Annotated in this window: 23 protein-coding genes and 1 tRNA gene; 7 read left to right on the top strand and 17 right to left on the bottom strand. The window is 56.3% G+C overall.

Annotated features, from left to right (window positions below; genetic code table 11):
- Positions 1-22: 22 nt before the first annotated feature.
- On the bottom strand, positions 23-832 hold the full coding sequence (locus tag KGB06_RS02130; RefSeq protein WP_223511547.1) for a hypothetical protein: 810 nt from the start codon (positions 830-832) through the stop codon (positions 23-25).
- An 84-nt stretch (positions 833-916) separates the two neighbouring features.
- Between KGB06_RS02130 and KGB06_RS02125 the strand changes: the two genes are divergently transcribed.
- Both KGB06_RS02125 and KGB06_RS02120 read left to right on the top strand, forming a co-directional pair.
- Complete coding sequence (locus KGB06_RS02125; RefSeq protein WP_223511545.1) at positions 917-1,504, top strand: hypothetical protein; 588 nt, start codon at positions 917-919, stop codon at positions 1,502-1,504.
- Complete coding sequence (locus KGB06_RS02120) at positions 1,501-1,680, top strand: hypothetical protein (protein ID WP_223511543.1); 180 nt, start codon at positions 1,501-1,503, stop codon at positions 1,678-1,680. The genes KGB06_RS02125 and KGB06_RS02120 overlap by 4 nt, the downstream gene beginning before the upstream one ends.
- A 14-nt stretch (positions 1,681-1,694) precedes the next feature.
- Here KGB06_RS02120 and KGB06_RS02115 read toward each other — a convergent pair whose 3' ends face one another.
- The gene (locus tag KGB06_RS02115; RefSeq protein ID WP_223511541.1) at positions 1,695-1,925 is read right to left on the bottom strand and encodes a hypothetical protein; all 231 of its coding nucleotides are present in this window, start codon (positions 1,923-1,925) and stop codon (positions 1,695-1,697) included.
- A gap of 118 nt (positions 1,926-2,043) precedes the next feature.
- On the opposite strand from KGB06_RS02115, the gene KGB06_RS02110 reads away from it, so the two are divergent.
- Positions 2,044-2,460 (top strand): hypothetical protein, encoded by a 417-nt coding sequence (locus tag KGB06_RS02110; protein ID WP_223511540.1) that lies wholly within the window; start codon positions 2,044-2,046, stop codon positions 2,458-2,460.
- Entirely contained in the window at positions 2,361-3,512 is a 1,152-nt protein-coding gene (locus KGB06_RS02105) for a tyrosine-type recombinase/integrase (protein WP_223511539.1), read from the top strand. Before KGB06_RS02110 ends, KGB06_RS02105 begins: the two co-directional genes overlap by 100 nt.
- A gap of 82 nt (positions 3,513-3,594) precedes the next feature.
- Here the strand turns inward: KGB06_RS02105 and KGB06_RS02100 are convergent.
- The 9 genes from KGB06_RS02100 to thrS form a co-directional block, all read right to left on the bottom strand.
- Positions 3,595-3,671 (bottom strand) — tRNA-Pro (locus KGB06_RS02100).
- Between the two features lie 89 nt (positions 3,672-3,760).
- Entirely contained in the window at positions 3,761-4,117 is a 357-nt protein-coding gene (locus KGB06_RS02095; RefSeq protein ID WP_003179985.1) for a MerR family transcriptional regulator, read from the bottom strand.
- Entirely contained in the window at positions 4,098-4,400 is a 303-nt protein-coding gene (ihfA, locus tag KGB06_RS02090) for an integration host factor subunit alpha (RefSeq protein ID WP_002553164.1), read from the bottom strand. The genes KGB06_RS02095 and ihfA overlap by 20 nt, the downstream gene beginning before the upstream one ends.
- A gap of 3 nt (positions 4,401-4,403) precedes the next feature.
- The gene (gene pheT, locus KGB06_RS02085; RefSeq protein WP_223511538.1) at positions 4,404-6,785 is read right to left on the bottom strand and encodes a phenylalanine--tRNA ligase subunit beta; all 2,382 of its coding nucleotides are present in this window, start codon (positions 6,783-6,785) and stop codon (positions 4,404-4,406) included.
- 26 nt (positions 6,786-6,811) lie between these two features.
- Positions 6,812-7,828, bottom strand: coding sequence for a phenylalanine--tRNA ligase subunit alpha (pheS, locus tag KGB06_RS02080; protein WP_007905876.1), 1,017 nt, complete (start codon positions 7,826-7,828; stop codon positions 6,812-6,814).
- Between the two features lie 109 nt (positions 7,829-7,937).
- A complete protein-coding gene (gene rplT / locus KGB06_RS02075; RefSeq protein WP_007905879.1) occupies positions 7,938-8,294 on the bottom strand; it encodes a 50S ribosomal protein L20 in 357 nt (118 codons plus the stop codon).
- A 28-nt stretch (positions 8,295-8,322) separates the two neighbouring features.
- Positions 8,323-8,517: a 50S ribosomal protein L35 gene (gene rpmI / locus KGB06_RS02070; protein WP_002553160.1), complete on the bottom strand. Its 195-nt coding sequence runs from the start codon at positions 8,515-8,517 to the stop codon at positions 8,323-8,325.
- Positions 8,518-8,577: 60 nt separating this feature from the next.
- Positions 8,578-9,129 carry a translation initiation factor IF-3 gene (gene infC / locus KGB06_RS02065; RefSeq protein ID WP_172435341.1) on the bottom strand — a complete coding sequence of 184 codons (552 nt, stop codon included), beginning with the start codon at positions 9,127-9,129 and terminating at the stop codon, positions 8,578-8,580.
- A complete protein-coding gene (gene thrS, locus KGB06_RS02060) occupies positions 9,129-11,051 on the bottom strand; it encodes a threonine--tRNA ligase (RefSeq protein WP_223511537.1) in 1,923 nt (640 codons plus the stop codon). The genes infC and thrS overlap by 1 nt, the downstream gene beginning before the upstream one ends.
- Positions 11,052-11,425: 374 nt before the next feature.
- Between thrS and KGB06_RS02055 the strand changes: the two genes are divergently transcribed.
- Both KGB06_RS02055 and KGB06_RS02050 read left to right on the top strand, forming a co-directional pair.
- The gene (locus KGB06_RS02055) at positions 11,426-11,728 is read left to right on the top strand and encodes a hypothetical protein (RefSeq protein ID WP_223511536.1); all 303 of its coding nucleotides are present in this window, start codon (positions 11,426-11,428) and stop codon (positions 11,726-11,728) included.
- A 292-nt stretch (positions 11,729-12,020) separates the two neighbouring features.
- Positions 12,021-12,233 carry a cold-shock protein gene (locus tag KGB06_RS02050; RefSeq protein WP_003179963.1) on the top strand — a complete coding sequence of 71 codons (213 nt, stop codon included), beginning with the start codon at positions 12,021-12,023 and terminating at the stop codon, positions 12,231-12,233.
- A 72-nt stretch (positions 12,234-12,305) separates the two neighbouring features.
- On the opposite strand, the gene KGB06_RS02045 is transcribed toward KGB06_RS02050, so the two are convergent.
- Together KGB06_RS02045 and KGB06_RS02040 are read right to left on the bottom strand one after the other, a co-directional pair.
- Complete coding sequence (locus KGB06_RS02045; RefSeq protein ID WP_223511535.1) at positions 12,306-12,626, bottom strand: I78 family peptidase inhibitor; 321 nt, start codon at positions 12,624-12,626, stop codon at positions 12,306-12,308.
- Between the two features lie 162 nt (positions 12,627-12,788).
- On the bottom strand, positions 12,789-13,094 hold the full coding sequence (locus KGB06_RS02040) for a hypothetical protein (protein WP_223511534.1): 306 nt from the start codon (positions 13,092-13,094) through the stop codon (positions 12,789-12,791).
- A 132-nt stretch (positions 13,095-13,226) separates the two neighbouring features.
- Between KGB06_RS02040 and KGB06_RS02035 the strand changes: the two genes are divergently transcribed.
- Positions 13,227-13,439: a hypothetical protein gene (locus tag KGB06_RS02035; protein ID WP_223511532.1), complete on the top strand. Its 213-nt coding sequence runs from the start codon at positions 13,227-13,229 to the stop codon at positions 13,437-13,439.
- Positions 13,440-13,470: 31 nt separating this feature from the next.
- Here the strand turns inward: KGB06_RS02035 and KGB06_RS02030 are convergent, their stop codons facing one another.
- The 4 genes from KGB06_RS02030 to KGB06_RS02015 are packed head-to-tail and all read right to left on the bottom strand — an operon-like array spanning position 13,471 to position 16,938.
- Positions 13,471-14,499, bottom strand: coding sequence for a nucleoside hydrolase (locus tag KGB06_RS02030; RefSeq protein WP_223511531.1), 1,029 nt, complete (start codon positions 14,497-14,499; stop codon positions 13,471-13,473).
- Positions 14,500-14,542: 43 nt separating this feature from the next.
- The gene (gene rbsD / locus KGB06_RS02025) at positions 14,543-14,947 is read right to left on the bottom strand and encodes a D-ribose pyranase (protein WP_223511530.1); all 405 of its coding nucleotides are present in this window, start codon (positions 14,945-14,947) and stop codon (positions 14,543-14,545) included.
- Positions 14,944-15,861: a ribokinase gene (rbsK, locus tag KGB06_RS02020; protein ID WP_223511528.1), complete on the bottom strand. Its 918-nt coding sequence runs from the start codon at positions 15,859-15,861 to the stop codon at positions 14,944-14,946. Before rbsK ends, rbsD begins: the two co-directional genes overlap by 4 nt.
- Before the next feature lie 57 nt (positions 15,862-15,918).
- Entirely contained in the window at positions 15,919-16,938 is a 1,020-nt protein-coding gene (locus tag KGB06_RS02015) for a LacI family DNA-binding transcriptional regulator (RefSeq protein ID WP_223511527.1), read from the bottom strand.
- Positions 16,939-16,941: the final 3 nt, after the last annotated feature.

Genomic DNA, 16,941 nt, shown 5'->3' with positions numbered 1-16,941 from the left:
TCACCTATTGTGCTGAGTGAGCTTACGGCTTAATCGCCCTATATCCAATGGTGTATCCGTCAACCCCCTTGTAGTCAGTTGAGTTCCACCCAAGAAATCTTACAACCGCTTCCCCCGGTCCAGCTGAAGTGTCCAACACTGGAACAACTTTAAATCCTTGCTTGGTTGCAACTCCAATCTGCAAGTGCCCACCAACACCCTGATTTACTTCCCTCTTTACCATTTCACGAAACGTAGTCATAACACCTGCTTCTGGCTCATCCTCAAGTTGCCCCATAAGCGCTACAAAGTCCGCCTCACCGCTTCCAATTGGGAAGTATCTTCCGGCCTCAATGACAATACGCTTTACCGCCATGCGAAAAACTCCTTCCGGCATGCTGGGAGATAAAACGAATGCCATGTATCTGCTCTCGCTGGGACAAAAACCAAAAATCACAGCGGTAAATAGATACCGGAAGCCATCAGCCCCGCCTGATCGGAAGGACATATCTTTAACCTGGCACTCACCAATTTCAGCATATAGCTGGGCTATCGACTCTAAACTCACTGGCTTGCTGTAGCCTTTTTTCTGCGCGAAATTTTGAGTACAAGCAGAAGCGAGAGCATGTGTACTTGTGGCTGACAGTGTATTTCCAGCAAAGACAAACCCAAAACTATGGCGTTTACAAACACGCCACTTTGTTTCTTTTAAATGCTCATGACATATGACAGGGACCGGAAAAATTTTTGGGCCGCTGTCAGTCACCACACCCTCGGCGCCTGAGATGCGGGTATCCGCTGCACACCATAGCTCACCAAACTTTTCTCGATACCAAACGACTGCAAGCGTCATATGTCACCCCTTATTAAGTTGCTCTACTGTAGCTGATCCCTCACCACCCTCCACCGCCCGGGTATGACCCGGTTAGGACGCCCCATGCCCACAGAAAACAAATCGGCCGAACCGCTACCGAGCTTGGCGACCGGCGCCGACCTCAATGCGGCGACCTGGACCGACTTCGTAGAACGCCTTCGCCATGACTGCAACGGTGCCGGCGTTAAATGGCACCACACAGCGGCCGCGCTTTTCACCGTACAGACCAAGCGAATCGATTACGGCTTCGAGCTGGACTATGCGGAAGGGTTGGTGGTGTGTCGGGAGGACTGTTCGTGGTTCAGCCCTGAAGAATACTGGGAGGACTGCGACGAAGAGGACCAGGCTGCATTGAACGCCAGGGTCCAAGAAGACAACGAATGCGACTTCCTGGAACTCGACACCGATGATCAGTGGGAGCTGCTCGGCGAGCTTGATGATCACACTGTCACCGGATGGAACAAGCGCTGGGAGATCGTGAATAGCCACTTCACGAAGGACGCAGCCGAGGCTTTCATCCGCCGGAAAAAGCACGACTACGGCGAGATGCGCGTCTACGTCGAATCGCAGTACTACGCCTGGGAGTTTGAAGCCATCAAGGAAGCAATCCTCAACGGCACGCTGACCTACACGCCGAAGGTGGCAGCATGAAGCGGATCATCCGCCGAAAGTTCGAAGCCTGGCTTATCCTGCTGGCAGCAAAGATCCTGATCGGGCGGAACGTTCACCGGGCCGCAGTCGTTTCTCGCCGCGACAACAACGACATGTGGGGCATGGCCGAGCAGCTCGAAGCCATCGCCAAGCGCATCAGCGCCAACTACCCGTAACTCCACCTTCAAAGTCAGCAGCGCTTCATGAACACTGCTTCAAACTCCTTAAAAACTAACATAGGAAGCGGATCCTTTTCGATCAGGTAATGCTTAAGCTGCCAAGCTTCATACTTACCCATGCAAACATCCCACATTACGCTGTGAAAGTATGTCGCATCACCGTTAGTGACATCCGCCGCGCTTTTGCCATTGCACACCCACCTTCGCAACAAAGCCAATTCTTGTGGACCAGCAAACTCCATAACAGCCTCTCCTTTATTTGACCGAAAAGGATAAGTCGAGGGCCTGATTCGCACCAGCTCTAAAGCCTATTCCACCTTCCCATTTAGCCTGCCGATGAACGGCGGGCGAGGAATCGCTATGTCCAATCGAAGCGCGGCCCAAGTCGCGCCCGTCCCTCCCCGTTTTATCAGAGCCATGGATGCGCCTGGTTACCTCGGCATGTGCCGGGACGTATTCAACAAAACAGTCCGGCCGAACGTTCGGGAGTTTCCCATCGGAAAACAGGGAGTTGGCTTCGACCGGATCGAGCTCGACCAGTGGGCAGACGCCTATATCGAAGCCATGGCAATTGAAAAGGCCGCGAATCAGGACAACAATCGCCCTCGCAGCGAGCGCCAGGGCAAGAAGAAAGGAGAATTGCCGTGGCCCAAAAAGCAATCACAGGCCTCCAGCAAATGCCGAACGGCATCTGGAAGATTGACAAAAAATACAGAGGAGAACGAATTCAAGAGAGTACTGGCACTTGTAACCGCGCCGAAGCAGAGCAGTATCTGATTCACAAGCTGGAGCAACTTCGCCAGCAGAAGGTGTACGGCGTTCGGCGGGTCAGAACGTGGAGGGAGGTGGCAACTCGCTTCCTGCTCGAAGTGAAGGACCAGGCCTCGATCCACATTTCGGCTACTTATATGGAGCAGCTCGACCCATTCATTGGGGAAATGCCGCTCACACATATCGACGACGACGCGCTCGCCCCTTACATCCAGTCGAAGCTACATCCGGCTGAGGGCAGGCCAGTCACGAACCGTACAGTGAACATCGCACTGCAAAGGGTGATCCGAGTGCTGAACCTTTGTGCGCGGAAGTGGCGGGATGAAGAGCGTCGGCCATTGCTCGATGTGGTCCCGATGATCTCTCTGCTGGATGAGAAAACGAACAGTCGGAAGCCCTACCCGCTTTCATGGGAAGAGCAATCGATCCTGTTCGCCGAACTCCCGGCGCACCTTCAGACCATGGCCATGTTCAAGGTCAACACGGGGTGCAGGGAGCAGGAAGTTTGCAAACTTCAGTGGAATTGGGAAATTGCGGTACCGGAACTGGGAACGAGCGTGTTCTTGATCCCAGCAGGATTCGGCGGGAGAAGCGCCAGGTCTGGGGTGAAGAACCGAGACGAGCGTCTCGTCGTCTTGAATGACGTGGCCAAGTCGGTGATCGAGAAGCAGCGCGGCAATCATCCGCTCTATGTGTTCCCGTTTGGCAAGCCAGATGGCGAGGGGAATGAAACGACGGTTCACCGCATGAATGACTCGGCCTGGAAGAAGGCACGGATCAGGGCGGCGAAGAAGTGGCAAGAGAAGTTCTTGCGGCCGGCACATGATGGCTTTGCCAGAATCCGCATTCACGACTTGAAGCATACCTTTGGGAGAAGGCTGCGTGCTGCAGGTGTGACTGAGGAGGATCGCAAAGCGCTGCTCGGCCACAAGAACGGAAGCATCACCAGTCACTACTCAGCAGCGGAACTGGATCAGCTCATTGCGGCGGCAAATAAGGTATCAGCAACCGACTCGCGCGCACCAGCGCTGACGATTCTGAAAAGGAGAGAAGCATGAACGAAAAGGCCAGGGTCACTCGGAAAGTCACTATGGCAGAAACAACGAAGCCGCTCGAAAGCGGCTAAGTCATTGAAAAATATGGTCGGGACGGAGTGATTCGAACACTCGACCCCTAGCACCCCATGCTAGTGCGCTACCGGACTGCGCTACGCCCCGACTAGGCGTGAAACTCGTCCCTCACCTCGAGGAACGCTCAAGAATATATCCCAAGCTTTTGAAAACTGGAAGTATTCAAACGCAGTAAATTATTTCTTGAGAACCACCAACACATCTTCCAGCTCAGCAATCATCTGCCGAATCATCTGTTTGTATTGGGTGGTGTCGTCTTTGGCTTCATCGCCGGACAAGCGCAAGCGCGCGCCGCCGATGGTGAATCCTTGATCGTAAAGCAACGCGCGAATCTGCCGGATCATCAGTACGTCTTGTCGCTGATAATACCGGCGGTTTCCGCGGCGTTTGACGGGGTTGAGTTGAGGAAACTCCTGTTCCCAATAGCGCAGCACGTGCGGTTTTACCGCACACAGCTCGCTGACTTCACCGATGGTGAAGTAGCGTTTGCCTGGGATGACGGGGAGCTCGTCGTTATGACTTGGTTCCAGCATAAGCCTCAACTCGGGCCTTCAACTTCTGCCCTGGACGAAAGGTGACCACACGGCGAGCCGTGATCGGGATTTCTTCCCCCGTTTTCGGATTGCGGCCAGGCCGCTGGCGTTTGTCCCGAAGGTCGAAATTGCCGAAACCGGACAATTTGACTTGTTCGTTGTCTTCAAGAGCGTGCCTGATTTCTTCAAAAAACAGTTCGACCAATTCCTTGGCCTCCCGTTTATTCAGGCCCAGCTCTTCATACAGACGTTCCGCCATCTCAGCTTTCGTCAGAGCCCCCATACGTCACTTCCTTAACGTGGCGTTCAACCTTTGTTCGAGCGAGGTGAGGATGTTTTGCGTCGTGGTATTCACCTCATCGTCATTAAGAGTGCGCGATGGATGCTGCCAGGTCAAGCCGACGGCAAGGCTTTTTCTATCAGGATCAATGCCTTTACCCTGATACACGTCAAATAGCCTGAGGTCCGTCAGCCATTCCCCTGCATTTTCACGGATTACGTCCAGTACGGCACTGGCGGCGACGTCTTTTTCAGCGATCAGTGCAAGGTCACGACGCACTTCAGGAAAGCGCGATAACTCCTGGAATTTAGGCATTTTGCCCAACGCCACTTCTGCCAGAACCAGCTCGAAAACGAAGACCGGACGGTCGAGACCGAGGGTTTTCGACAATTCAGGGTGGATGGCGCCGACGAAACCTACCAGACGGCCTTCACGTTCGATGCGCGCGGTCTGACCCGGGTGCAGCGCTGGGTGTTTGCCCGGCACGAAAGTGAACGAGTCCAGCGCACCAGCGAAGCCCAGCACCGCTTCCACGTCAGCCTTGACGTCGAAGAAATCCACGACATCGCGCCCCTGCGCCCAACCTTCCGGCAGACGGCTGCCGCACACAACACCAGCCAACATCGGCTCTTGCTTCAGACCTTCGAGTTGGCCAACGAAGCGTAGACCGCTTTCGAACAGTCGGACACGATCCTGTTGACGGTTCAGGTTGTGCTGGAGCGCCTTGACCAGACCTGGCCACAAGGACGAACGCATGGCAGCCATGTCGTTGGAAATCGGGTTGGCCAGCAGCAGCGGTTCCACACCCGGATTAAACAGTTCGAATTGTTTCGGATCGATGAAGCTGTAGGTGATCGCTTCCTGATAACCACGGGCGACCAGCAAACGACGCAGCTCAGGCAGATCGCTACGCGCTTCAGCCTTGGCTTGCGGCGCCAGACGAGCTTGCGGATAACGAACCGGAAGACGGTTGTAGCCGTACAGACGGGCCAGCTCTTCGATCAAATCGACTTCCAGACTGATGTCGAAGCGATGGCTTGGCACTTCTACACGCCACTGCCCTGCCCCCTCGGCGGAAACGGTCAGGCCCAAAGCATTGAGCAGACGCTCAACTTCGGCCGAATCCATTTCCATGCCCAGCATCTGGGTGATGCGTTGCGCACGCAGAGTGACCGGCGCGATTTTCGGCAGGTGTTGCTCGCTGACGGTTTCGATGATCGGGCCGGCTTCGCCGCCAGTGATGTCCAGCAGCAGGCCAGTGGCGCGCTCCATGGCTTCACGGGCCAACTGCCAGTCCACGCCGCGCTCATAGCGGTGCGAGGCATCGGTGTGCAGGCCATAGGAACGAGCCTTGCCAGCGACTGCGATCTGATCGAAGAACGCACTTTCAAGGAAAATATCGCGAGTGGTCGCGGTGTTCACGCCACTGTGCTCGCCGCCCATGACGCCGGCGATAGCCAGAGCGCGGGTGTGGTCGGCGATCACCAGGGTATCGCTACGCAGGGTCACTTCCTGACCGTCGAGCAGTACCAGCTTCTCGCCTTCTTCAGCCATGCGTACGCGGATGCCGCCATTGATTTCGGCGAGATCGAACGCGTGTAGCGGTTGACCCAGCTCCAGCATCACGTAGTTGGTGATGTCGACTGCCGCATCGATGCTGCGCACCTCGGAACGACGCAGACGCTCAACCATCCACAGTGGTGTTGGCTTGGACAGGTCAACGTTACGGATCACACGCCCCAGATAACGCGGGCAGGCGGCCGGTGCCAGCACTTCAACCGAACGCACTTCATCGTGCACGGCTGGAACGGTCGCAACGACCGGGCGGGTGACGGCGGCGGCGTACAGCGCGCCGACTTCTCGAGCCAGACCGGCCAGGGACAGGCAGTCACCGCGGTTCGGGGTCAGGTCGACCTCGATGCTGGCGTCGTCCAGGTTCAGGTACTCACGAATGTCCTGACCGACCGGCGCATCGACCGGCAATTCCATCAGGCCATCGTTGCCTTCGCCCACTTGCAGTTCGGCTTGTGAGCACAGCATACCGTTGGACTCAACGCCACGCAGCTTGGCTTTCTTGATTTTGAAATCGCCCGGCAGCTCGGCATCGATCATGGCGAACGGGATCTTCAAGCCCGGGCGCACGTTTGGCGCGCCACAGACTACCTGGAAGGTCTCCGAGCCATTGCTGACCTGGCAAACACGCAGCTTGTCAGCGTCCGGGTGCTGCTCGGTGCTCAGCACCTCGCCCACGACCACGCCACTGAAAACACCGGCGGCCGGCGTTACGCTATCGACCTCAAGACCGGCCATCGACAGACGAGCAACCAGCTCGTCGCGACTTACCTGCGGGCTTACCCAACCACGCAGCCATTGTTCACTGAATTTCATCCTGCTCTCCTAAGAATTCGTTACGGCTAGCGAAATTGCGCGAGGAACCGCAAGTCGTTGTCGAAGAACAGACGCAAGTCGTTCACGCCGTAACGCAGCATGGCCAGACGCTCAACACCCATGCCAAAGGCAAAGCCCGAAAACTCTTCCGGGTCGATCCCGGACATGCGCAACACGTTCGGGTGAACCATGCCGCAGCCCATCACTTCCAGCCAGCCAGTCTGTTTGCAGACGCGGCAGCCTTTACCGCTGCACATCACGCACTCCATGTCGACTTCGGCGGATGGCTCGGTGAACGGGAAGTACGAAGGACGGAAACGCACGGCCAGTTCTTTTTCGAAGAACACGCGCAGGAACTCTTCGATGGTCCCTTTCAGGTCGGCGAAGTTGATATCGCGATCGACCAGCAGGCCTTCAACCTGGTGGAACATCGGCGAGTGAGTGATATCGGAGTCGCTACGGTACACACGGCCTGGGCAGACGATGCGGATCGGCGGTTGTTTCGATTCCATGGTGCGGACCTGTACCGGCGAGGTATGGGTGCGCAGCAACATGTTGGCATTGAAATAGAAGGTGTCATGCATCGACCGGGCCGGGTGGTGGCCTGGGATGTTGAGCGCTTCGAAGTTGTGATAGTCGTCTTCGACCTCAGGGCCTTCGGCGATGCCGTAGCCGATGTGGGTGAAGAACTGTTCGATACGTTCCAGAGTGCGGGTAACCGGATGCAGACCACCCGAGGTCTGACCGCGGCCAGGCAGGGTCACGTCAATCGACTCGGCAGACAGTTTGGCGGCCAGGTCGGCCTCTTCAAACAGTGCCTTGCGAGCGTTGAGAACCTCTGTGACACGCTCCTTGGCAACGTTGATCAGGGCGCCGACTTGCGGACGCTCTTCTGCCGGCAAATTCCCCAGGGTCTTCATCACCTGAGTCAATTCACCTTTTTTGCCAAGGTAGTGAACCCGGATTTGCTCCAGGGCATTGATATCTTCAGCGCTTTGCACAGCCTCTAGTGCTTGAGAGACGAGCGCATCCAGGTTTTCCATGTACAGACTCCAGATACAAAATAGGGGAAGAGCTTGAAGGCTCTTCCCCTATTTATGACGTTTAACACCTGACCCCACAGAGGTGAGGCCGGGTGACTGTCGGGGGTACTTAAGCCAAGGTGGCTTTAGCTTTCTCGACAATCGCAGCAAACGCCGCTTTTTCGTTCACTGCCAGATCAGCCAGAACCTTACGGTCGATCTCGATGGACGCTTTTTTCAGGCCGGCGATGAAACGGCTGTAGGACAGACCGTTGATACGTGCACCAGCGTTGATACGAGCGATCCACAGAGCGCGGAACTGACGTTTTTTCTGACGACGGTCACGGTAGGCGTATTGGCCTGCCTTGATTACCGCTTGCTTGGCAACACGGAATACGCGCGAGCGAGCGCCGTAGTAGCCTTTAGCAAGTTTCAGAATTTTTTTGTGACGTTTACGGGCAATGACGCCACGCTTTACACGAGCCATGAGTTACTTCCTCTATTCTTGACTAAAATTAACGAAGGCGCAGCATGCGCTCGACTTTTGCCACGTCAGACGGATGCAGCAAGCTGCTACCGCGCAGTTGACGCTTACGCTTGGTCGACATTTTAGTCAGGATGTGGCTCTTGAAAGCGTGCTTGTGCTTGATACCGTTAGCAGTTTTCAGAAACCGCTTAGCAGCACCACTTTTCGTTTTCATTTTTGGCATGTTCGGATACTCCGCATTCAGTTGATAAACATAATCAGAAGGCCTGCCGTGCCCTGTTGATTACTTCTTCTTTTTCGGGGCGATGACCATGATCAGCTGGCGTCCTTCCATCTTAGGATGCTGTTCGACCGAACCGTACTCGAGCAAGTCACCTTCAACTCGCTTGAGGAGTTCCATCCCCAGCTCCTGGTGGGCCATCTCACGGCCGCGGAATCGCAAGGATACCTTGGCCCTGTCCCCATCACTCAGGAAACGTACCAGGTTGCGCAGTTTTACCTGGTAATCCCCTTCCTCCGTCCCTGGACGAAACTTGATTTCTTTAACCTGAATTTGCTTCTGGTTTTTCTTGGCCGCAGCAATCTGCTTCTTCTTCTCGAAGATCGACTTGCCGTAGTCCATCAGCTTGCAAACAGGGGGTACTGCATCGGCGGAAATTTCCACCAGATCCAGTTTGGCCTCTTCAGCCTTAAGAAGCGCGTCTTCAATTGACACAATCCCAAGCTGCTCACCCTCAGCCCCAATTAACCGAACCTCGCGTGCCGAGATATTCTCGTTGATCGGGGCTTTCGGTGCAGCTCGTTTATCTTGTCTCATTTCACGCTTAATAATAATTACTCCGAATCTGGGCGACCACGCCGGGAAACCGCTTGCGCGAGAAACTCAGCGAACTGGGCGACGGGCATCGAGCCCAGGTCAGCACCTTCACGAGTACGCACAGCGACAGTCTGCATCTCGACTTCCCGATCTCCAATAACCAAGAGATAGGGAACCTTGAGCAAAGTATGCTCGCGGATTTTAAAGCCGATCTTTTCATTTCTCAAGTCAGACTTGGCACGAAATCCGCTTTCGTTGAGAGTTTTTTCAACCTCGGCGGCAAAATCAGCCTGTTTATCAGTGATATTCATGATCACTGCCTGAGTCGGAGCCAACCACGCAGGGAATGCACCCTCGTAGTGCTCGATCAGAATTCCGACGAAACGTTCGAAGGAGCCCAGGATCGCCCGATGCAACATTACCGGGTGCTTGCGACTGTTGTCTTCGGAGACGTATTCAGCTCCCAGACGGACAGGCAGGTTAAAATCGAGCTGAAGGGTACCACACTGCCAGACACGGCCAAGGCAATCTTTCAGCGAGAACTCGATCTTCGGACCGTAGAAAGCACCTTCGCCCGGCTGCAGATCATACGGCAGGCCAGCGCTATCAAGGGCTGCAGCCAATGCCGCTTCGGCGCGATCCCACAGCTCGTCGGAACCAACGCGTTTTTCCGGACGAGTGGACAGCTTCATCTCGACGTCTTTAAAGCCGAAGTCGGCATAAACGTCCATGGTCAGCTTGATGAATGCAGCGGATTCGGCCTGCATCTGCTCTTCAGTACAGAAGATGTGGGCGTCGTCCTGAGTGAACGCACGCACGCGCATGATGCCGTGCAACGCACCCGATGGCTCGTTACGGTGGCAAGCACCGAATTCAGCCAGACGCATCGGCAACTCGCGGTAGCTTTTCAGGCCTTGATTGAACACTTGCACGTGGCAAGGGCAGTTCATCGGCTTGATGGCGTAGTCGCGGTTTTCCGACTGAGTGGTAAACATGTTGTCGGCGTAGTTGGCCCAGTGCCCGGATTTCTCCCACAGGCTGCGGTCAACGACTTGTGGAGTCTTGATCTCCAGGTAGCCGTTGTCGCGCTGTACCTTGCGCATGTACTGCTCGAGCACCTGGTACAGAGTCCAGCCGTTCGGGTGCCAGAACACCATGCCCGGCGACTCTTCCTGGGTGTGGAACAGGCCCAGGCGCTTGCCGATCTTGCGATGATCGCGCTTTTCAGCTTCTTCGATGCGCTGGATGTAAGCCGCCAGCTGCTTCTTGTCTGCCCAAGCGGTGCCGTAAACGCGCTGCAATTGCTCGTTTTTGGCGTCGCCACGCCAGTAGGCACCGGACAACTTGGTCAGTTTGAAGGATTTCAGGAAACGCGTGTTCGGCACGTGCGGGCCGCGGCACATGTCGACGTATTCTTCGTGATAGTACAGGCCCATGGCCTGTTCGTTCGGCATGTCCTCGACCAGGCGCAGCTTGTAGTCTTCGCCACGGGCCTTGAACACTTCGATCACTTCGGCGCGCGGAGTGACTTTCTTGATCACGTCGTAATCTTTTTCGATCAGCTGCTGCATGCGCTGTTCGATGGCGGCCAGGTCGTCCGGAGTGAAAGGACGTTCGAAGGCGATGTCGTAATAGAAGCCTTCGTCAATGACCGGCCCTATCACCATTTTGGCGGTCGGGTACAACTGTTTGACCGCGTGGCCAACCAAGTGGGCGCAAGAGTGGCGAATGATCTCCAGCCCCTCTTCATCCTTTGGCGTAATGATTTGCAGCGTGGAATCGCTGTCGATGCTGTCGCTGGCGTCTACCAGCTTGCCATTGACCTTGCCGGCCACGGTGGCTTTGGCCAGACCCGCACCAATGGATGCGGCGACCTCGGCTACGGAAACCGGGTGATCGAATGAACGTTGACTGCCGTCGGGAAGAGTAATAGTTGGCATGGCGCCTCCTCTCCTAGTGGTGACCCCTACCAAAGGTCACGTGGGTTGGGATGAGCCAGTACAAGATCCGATCCAGGCCATTCAATGACGAACGCCTGCCTTACAGCGGCAGGAGCCTTGCGGCCAACCGGAAAACCGAACCAGAGTGACTGGGATTCAAATCAGGGTTATTCGCGCAGTTGCCGCCACCGGGACTGAAGGTCATCCGGAGCTTGCAAACGCCCGAGCGAGGCATGCTAGCACAGATGAACGGTCGTCGACGCAAGCAGGCTTTGTGCGGGGGCAAATCGGGCATTTTTATGCCAGAGTGCTGAACTTGAGCACCGCTTTGCACCTCAGATAACACGTCATTGACCCAAAAGGAGCATCCCAGCATGCGTCTGAACCGTTTATTCGCCGTAGTCGCCCCCATCGTTCTGCTGCTGCCATTGGCCGCCCATGCCGACTGGCCAAAGGGCGAGCGCGAGAAATACATGGCGCAGTGCGTCCCTGCGGCGGCACACAAGATCGGTGATGCGAAGGCAAAAGCCGTCTGTGGTTGCGGCGCCGACCAGCTCAAATCGTATCCAGCCAAAGACCTCCAGGCATTGATGGACGGCAAAGCCAGTCAAGAGTTGGCAAATCAGGCGATGCAGAAAATCGCCACTTGCAGGGTCGATACCGGCGCGAAAAAATAAGCTTCACGCATTCATTTTTTCACCTGCAATGACCGAAAAAACTGCCCGAATGTCGCTTTGTCAGACATTTTTTGAAGGTTTTACAGCTTTTTTTATCGTCTTTACTTTCGGCTGAAAGCCTTTAAAATCGGGGCTTTCAGCCACTTGAAGCACCAAAGAACGCTCGACAGCGAGGCAAACAGCACGTCCGGGGGGCTCCCAAAGCGAACATTTCGACTATGATACTCCGGTGTGCCCAGTTGGCCTGAGCAGCACAGCACTACTGAAAATATATGTTTCTTGGAGATACACCATGTCTAATCGCCAAACCGGCACCGTTAAATGGTTCAACGATGAAAAAGGCTTCGGCTTCATCACTCCTCAAGGTGGCGGTGACGACCTGTTCGTACACTTCAAAGCTATCGAAAGCGACGGTTTCAAAAGCCTGAAAGAAGGCCAGACCGTTTCCTTCGTGGCTGAGAAAGGCCAAAAGGGTATGCAAGCTGCACAAGTTCGCCCAGAGTAAGTTTCTGGCGCACTAAGAAAACCCCGTCCATGTGACGGGGTTTTTTATGGGCGAAACAAAAGCCTTGCGCGTTCAGCCGCAGTTGACGCGAGTGACCACCCGATTGGCATCGGTGTGCAGGTTCAAGCGATCAGAGCGGTATTCCAGCGTCACCATGTCATTGGGCGACAGGAACCGTGCATTCTGTGCGCCTGCGCGAGTGCGCGCCTGCTCCAGCAGTTCGGGCGAAGCCGCTTTGCCGAGGGTGAATTCGGCAGCCTTTGCCTCACAGCGGCTATGTCCCGTGTCAGTCGTCGCTACAGGGTCTGTTGTCGACTCGGATGACGTACTGCTGCAACCTGCCAGCAGAGTGACGGCGAACAAAGTACCCAATGACGCGAGCTTCCAAGGCATGAAGCCTCCTTTGTAAATAATTGAGCTGAGATCGTGCGACCGCGATGACGGCGACAGGTTTCAAGGCAAATGCCATCCTTACCTTGATCCGGACAAGTGCCAAGTTTGCCTGAGCATCGCCCCGCCCTTCATCACTCAATCGTGACTGAATATGAACAGCGCTCAATAAACGTCGATGTAGTCGTATGGTGGGTTCGGCCAGTTCTCTTTCAGCGCATTGAAAATCTGCATGACCCAGACTTCGTCACTGGCTGCGACCAATCCTACATAGCCCGAGCCTTTGGCCCACGTCTCTAGCCGAAATCGCAGCCCGCCGATGTCAGTACCGCCGACGACTCCTGAAGAGATGTAGGCGATACCGTTTTGGGTGACCCGCAGTTGAGTGTGTTCATCGTCACTGGCGGACGCCAACAGCTGGCGCACAGCCTCAAGGGTCAAACTGTCAGGAGTGTTCAAATCGATCTGCACAGCGCGGTCCTTGAAAATTCGTCAAAGACCAAGTGTCGCATAGCCCTTCCCCCATGCCTAAGTCGGAGTGCTAAACGCCGCGCAAAATGGTTAACTCGACACCCAGACCTCCCCTACCTCACGAGCGCCATCATGACCACTGTAAGTATCGACGCCGACATCAAAGCCAAGTGGCAAGACGGGCACAGTTCTTACAGCCCAGGCAGCACGGAAGAGCTTGCCATTATCAGTATCGATCTATTGGTCAGGGACATTGGAGCCGAGGCCGCCCAGGACTTCATCGAGCAGATTTTTGAAAAACACCTGGCGGACCAAAAGGCCGTAGCGGAGGCACGACAGGCGTAAAACCCGCAGGTTGGCACCTGCTGCGGGCGGCTTACTTCAGCCGAGCCAGTCGCTGAGTCAGCAAGTCGAAGAAGCCCTGAGCATCGCCACTTTCAACCCAGAAAGCATTCTTCGGTGCTTTCAGGCCGTCATGCCAGTCGACAATGGTTTGACCAAAGGTCGGGCCTTCGCGGCTATCAACGACCACGTTGACCGAGCGACCGGTAAAGAGCTCAGGCTTGAGCAGGTAGGCAATGACGGTTGCGTCATGCACCGGGCCACCCGAAAGACCGTAGTGCTCCATATCGCCTTTGACGTATTCGTTGAGAATACCGCCCACCAGCTTGCTGGCATTGTTGTTCAGCGCGGCGATCTGTTTCAGACAAGCTTCGCTGGTGAGGATCTTGTGGGTCACGTCCAGCGGCAGATAGGTCAGCTTCACACCACTTTTCAACACAACTTCAGCGGCCTGTGGATCGGCGAACAGATTGAACTCCGCTACCGGCGTAATGTTGCCACCGTTGAAATGCGCGCCGCCCATGACCACCACTTCCTTGATGCCCTGAACAATCTCCGGCTCCTGGATCAGCGCCAGGGCCAGATTGGTCTGTGGACCGAGTATGGCGATAGTGATGCTGTGGGGTTTGGCGGTTTTTAAGGTATCGATCAGGTAATTGACCGCATTGCCTTCAGCCAGCCCTTTCTTTGGCTCGTGCACGGTGACGCCCGACAGACCTTCCTTGCCATGAATGTCCTCCGCATAGATCGGCGTGCGCATCAGCGGTTTCGGGGCACCGGCGTAAACCGGCACGTCTTCGCGCCCCGCCCACTCACGGGCCAGCCGTGCGTTACGCGACGTCTTGTCCAGACGCACATTGCCCGCCACGGTGGTCAGCGCACGAATGTTCAGCTCTTGCGGCGAAGCCAGCGCGAACAGCAAGGCGACCACATCGTCGGCACCCGGATCGGTGTCGATGATCAAGTCGATCTGTTCCGCCGCCTGGGCGCTCGTTGCAGTAATCAGGGACACAAGCAGCAGACTCCAAAGCAGGTGATGCAGTTTCTGAGCATAGCGGTACATATCGCACTCCTTGTGCGTGGGGGAACCGAATGTGTTCAGTGCGCTAGAACGTCACCCCCGACACCAGCACGATGTTGCAGTACGGCGCGCATTCGCCGGTACGAACAATCGCCCGCGCCTGTCGGCTGAGGACCTTGAACTGGTCATGGCTAAGCCATTCGCGCGAACCTAGAACGCCATCGACGTTCAGTTCGTCCAGAACGCTCATTGCCGGCGGCTGCTTGTCCAGAATCTCTTGGGCCAAAACATGGCTTTCGACCTGCATTTCGCTGAGCACAACCTTCAAGGTACTGATGAAGTCCGGAATACCTTGGGTCAGCGCCAGATCGATCAACTCGACGCCTGGCGGCACCGGCAGACCGGCATCGCCGATGACGACCATGTCGCCGTGACCCAGCGAGGCAATCAGCCGCGACAACGCGACATTGAGCAGCGGTGTTTTTTTCATGGTGCTTTAAACGCCTGTACGTCGGACAAGGTGGGAATCGAGGGTTGCGCGCCAGCCCGGGTAACCGACAGTGCCGCGGCTACCTGGCCGAATCGAATCGCTTCGGCTTCGCTGCTCCCGGAGGCCAATGCGGCAGCAAAACCACCCACGAAGGTATCCCCGGCGGCCGTGGTATCGACGGCTTTGACCCTCGGTGCCGGGAAATGCTCCAGGCGTGTGCCATCGGCAAACAGCGAACCTTCGGCACCCAAGGTGATAATCACTTTGCCCGCGCCCATCGCGATCAGTCGGGTCGCGGCGGTTTCTGCCGATTCCAGGGAATCCACCGGCAAACCTGTCAGGGCAGAGGCTTCACTCTCGTTGGGGATCAGGTAATCGATGGCGGCAAACCAGTCCGCCGGTAATGGGCGACTGGCGGGTGCCGGGTTGAGAATGACGGTCTTGCCCAGTTCACGACCTCGTTTGAGGGCATGGCCAACCGTAGCGTCCGGCACCTCCAGCTGACAGATGATCACATCTGCCGCCTGCAATACGGCATCGAAACGGTCGATGACTTGCGGCGTCAGCGCACCGTTGGCACCCGCGACGATGACGATGGCGTTCTGACTGTTGTCATCGACCACGATCAACGCCACACCGCTGGAGTCATCAACGGTGCTGACCGCCTGACAATCGATCTGTTCGGCCAACAGCGCCCCGCGCAATTGCGCGCCATAAGCATCGCTGCCCACACAACCGACCATCGACACATCGGCACCCAATCGGGCCGCCGCGACAGCCTGATTGGCCCCCTTACCACCGGAAACCGTGGCAAACGACTGACCGATCAGCGTTTCACCGCCTCGCGGCAACCTTGGAGCCCGGGTTACCAGGTCCATGTTCAGACTGCCTATCACCACTACTTTTGCTGGCATACATCGCTACTCATCAATTCTGTTTCTGCGGCGCTTTGGGTATTGCGGCTTTCTGTTTCAACGGAACTGGGCGAATACGCCGGCGAGCGGCGCGGTCGACTCCCGAAGGACAATACTGGGCGTCACGATTCGCTGCTCGGTGACCATGTCCGGTGTGGCGATCCTGCGCAAAAGCACTTCAGCCGCCATCTCTCCGAGCTGCAGGATCGATTGCCCCACCGTGGTCAGCGCCGGGTAGACATAACGGCTCATCTGGATATCGTCGAAGCCGATCACCGACAGCTCGGACGGTACGCGAACATTGCGTTCTGCAGCCGCTCGCAGCACACCGATGCCGATCATGTCGTTACCCGCGAAGATCGCGCTGGGCGGATTCTTCTCCAGCAAAATCGCTGCCGCGTTGTATCCGCCGGTGCTGGTGAAGTCGCTTTCCAGCATGCGTTCGCGATTCACTTCGACGCTCGCCTCTTGCAAGGCACGGCAATAACCGGCCAGACGCATTTGCGCCACGCTCGTACCCGCCGGACCACCGATGGTGGCGATGTCCCGATGCCCCAGCTCCAGCAGATGTCGAGTGGCCAGATACGCACCGTATTCGTGATCGATGCGCACCAGATCGACATCAACGCCCTCCAGCCCGCGGTCGACGATGACCATCGGCGTGCGCACACCGGCAAGACCTTCCGCCAGCCCCGCATCGCCGCCGGCCGAAGCGACAATCAAACCGTCGATACGTTTTTCGAGCAACACGCGAAGGTAGCTGCGTTGCTTGTCCGGGTTGTCGTCGGAGTTACAGAGGATGACGCAATAACCCTTACGCTCGCAGTAATCCTCAATGCCTCGCGCCAACTCGGCGAAGTACGGGTTGAGGCTGTTTGGCACCAATAAACCGATGGTCGCGGTGGTTTTGGCCTTCAACGAACGGGCTACGGCGCTCGGCACGTAGTCCAGGGTTTTGATCGCCGCCTCGACTTTGATCCGCACCTCTTCACTGACCGGTCGGGTCCTGTTCACCACATGGGACACCGTGGTGTAGGAAATTCCAGCCAGTGCAGCTACATCCTTGATCGTTGCCATGAT

Source organism: Pseudomonas sp. GL-B-19, from assembly GCF_019956415.1.
Classification (GTDB): Bacteria; Pseudomonadota; Gammaproteobacteria; order Pseudomonadales; family Pseudomonadaceae; genus Aquipseudomonas.
This window is presented reverse-complemented; position numbering and strand designations above follow the sequence as displayed.

What these genes read in the sequence shown, in the direction of transcription:
- KGB06_RS02130 (WP_223511547.1), bottom strand. Translation starts at nt 832, where the DNA reads ATGACGCTTGCAGTCGTTTGGTATCGAGAAAAGTTTGGTGAGCTATGG.
- KGB06_RS02125 (WP_223511545.1), top strand. Translation starts at nt 917, where the DNA reads ATGCCCACAGAAAACAAATCGGCCGAACCGCTACCGAGCTTGGCGACC.
- KGB06_RS02120 (WP_223511543.1), top strand. Translation starts at nt 1,501, where the DNA reads ATGAAGCGGATCATCCGCCGAAAGTTCGAAGCCTGGCTTATCCTGCTG.
- KGB06_RS02115 (WP_223511541.1), bottom strand. Translation starts at nt 1,925, where the DNA reads ATGGAGTTTGCTGGTCCACAAGAATTGGCTTTGTTGCGAAGGTGGGTG.
- KGB06_RS02110 (WP_223511540.1), top strand. Translation starts at nt 2,044, where the DNA reads ATGTCCAATCGAAGCGCGGCCCAAGTCGCGCCCGTCCCTCCCCGTTTT.
- KGB06_RS02105 (WP_223511539.1), top strand. Translation starts at nt 2,361, where the DNA reads ATGCCGAACGGCATCTGGAAGATTGACAAAAAATACAGAGGAGAACGA.
- KGB06_RS02095 (WP_003179985.1), bottom strand. Translation starts at nt 4,117, where the DNA reads ATGCTGGAACCAAGTCATAACGACGAGCTCCCCGTCATCCCAGGCAAA.
- ihfA (WP_002553164.1), bottom strand. Translation starts at nt 4,400, where the DNA reads ATGGGGGCTCTGACGAAAGCTGAGATGGCGGAACGTCTGTATGAAGAG.
- pheT (WP_223511538.1), bottom strand. Translation starts at nt 6,785, where the DNA reads ATGAAATTCAGTGAACAATGGCTGCGTGGTTGGGTAAGCCCGCAGGTA.
- pheS (WP_007905876.1), bottom strand. Translation starts at nt 7,828, where the DNA reads ATGGAAAACCTGGATGCGCTCGTCTCTCAAGCACTAGAGGCTGTGCAA.
- rplT (WP_007905879.1), bottom strand. Translation starts at nt 8,294, where the DNA reads ATGGCTCGTGTAAAGCGTGGCGTCATTGCCCGTAAACGTCACAAAAAA.
- rpmI (WP_002553160.1), bottom strand. Translation starts at nt 8,517, where the DNA reads ATGCCAAAAATGAAAACGAAAAGTGGTGCTGCTAAGCGGTTTCTGAAA.
- thrS (WP_223511537.1), bottom strand. Translation starts at nt 11,051, where the DNA reads ATGCCAACTATTACTCTTCCCGACGGCAGTCAACGTTCATTCGATCAC.
- KGB06_RS02055 (WP_223511536.1), top strand. Translation starts at nt 11,426, where the DNA reads ATGCGTCTGAACCGTTTATTCGCCGTAGTCGCCCCCATCGTTCTGCTG.
- KGB06_RS02050 (WP_003179963.1), top strand. Translation starts at nt 12,021, where the DNA reads ATGTCTAATCGCCAAACCGGCACCGTTAAATGGTTCAACGATGAAAAA.
- KGB06_RS02045 (WP_223511535.1), bottom strand. Translation starts at nt 12,626, where the DNA reads ATGCCTTGGAAGCTCGCGTCATTGGGTACTTTGTTCGCCGTCACTCTG.
- KGB06_RS02035 (WP_223511532.1), top strand. Translation starts at nt 13,227, where the DNA reads ATGACCACTGTAAGTATCGACGCCGACATCAAAGCCAAGTGGCAAGAC.
- KGB06_RS02030 (WP_223511531.1), bottom strand. Translation starts at nt 14,499, where the DNA reads ATGTACCGCTATGCTCAGAAACTGCATCACCTGCTTTGGAGTCTGCTG.
- rbsD (WP_223511530.1), bottom strand. Translation starts at nt 14,947, where the DNA reads ATGAAAAAAACACCGCTGCTCAATGTCGCGTTGTCGCGGCTGATTGCC.
- rbsK (WP_223511528.1), bottom strand. Translation starts at nt 15,861, where the DNA reads ATGCCAGCAAAAGTAGTGGTGATAGGCAGTCTGAACATGGACCTGGTA.
- KGB06_RS02015 (WP_223511527.1), bottom strand. Translation starts at nt 16,938, where the DNA reads ATGGCAACGATCAAGGATGTAGCTGCACTGGCTGGAATTTCCTACACC.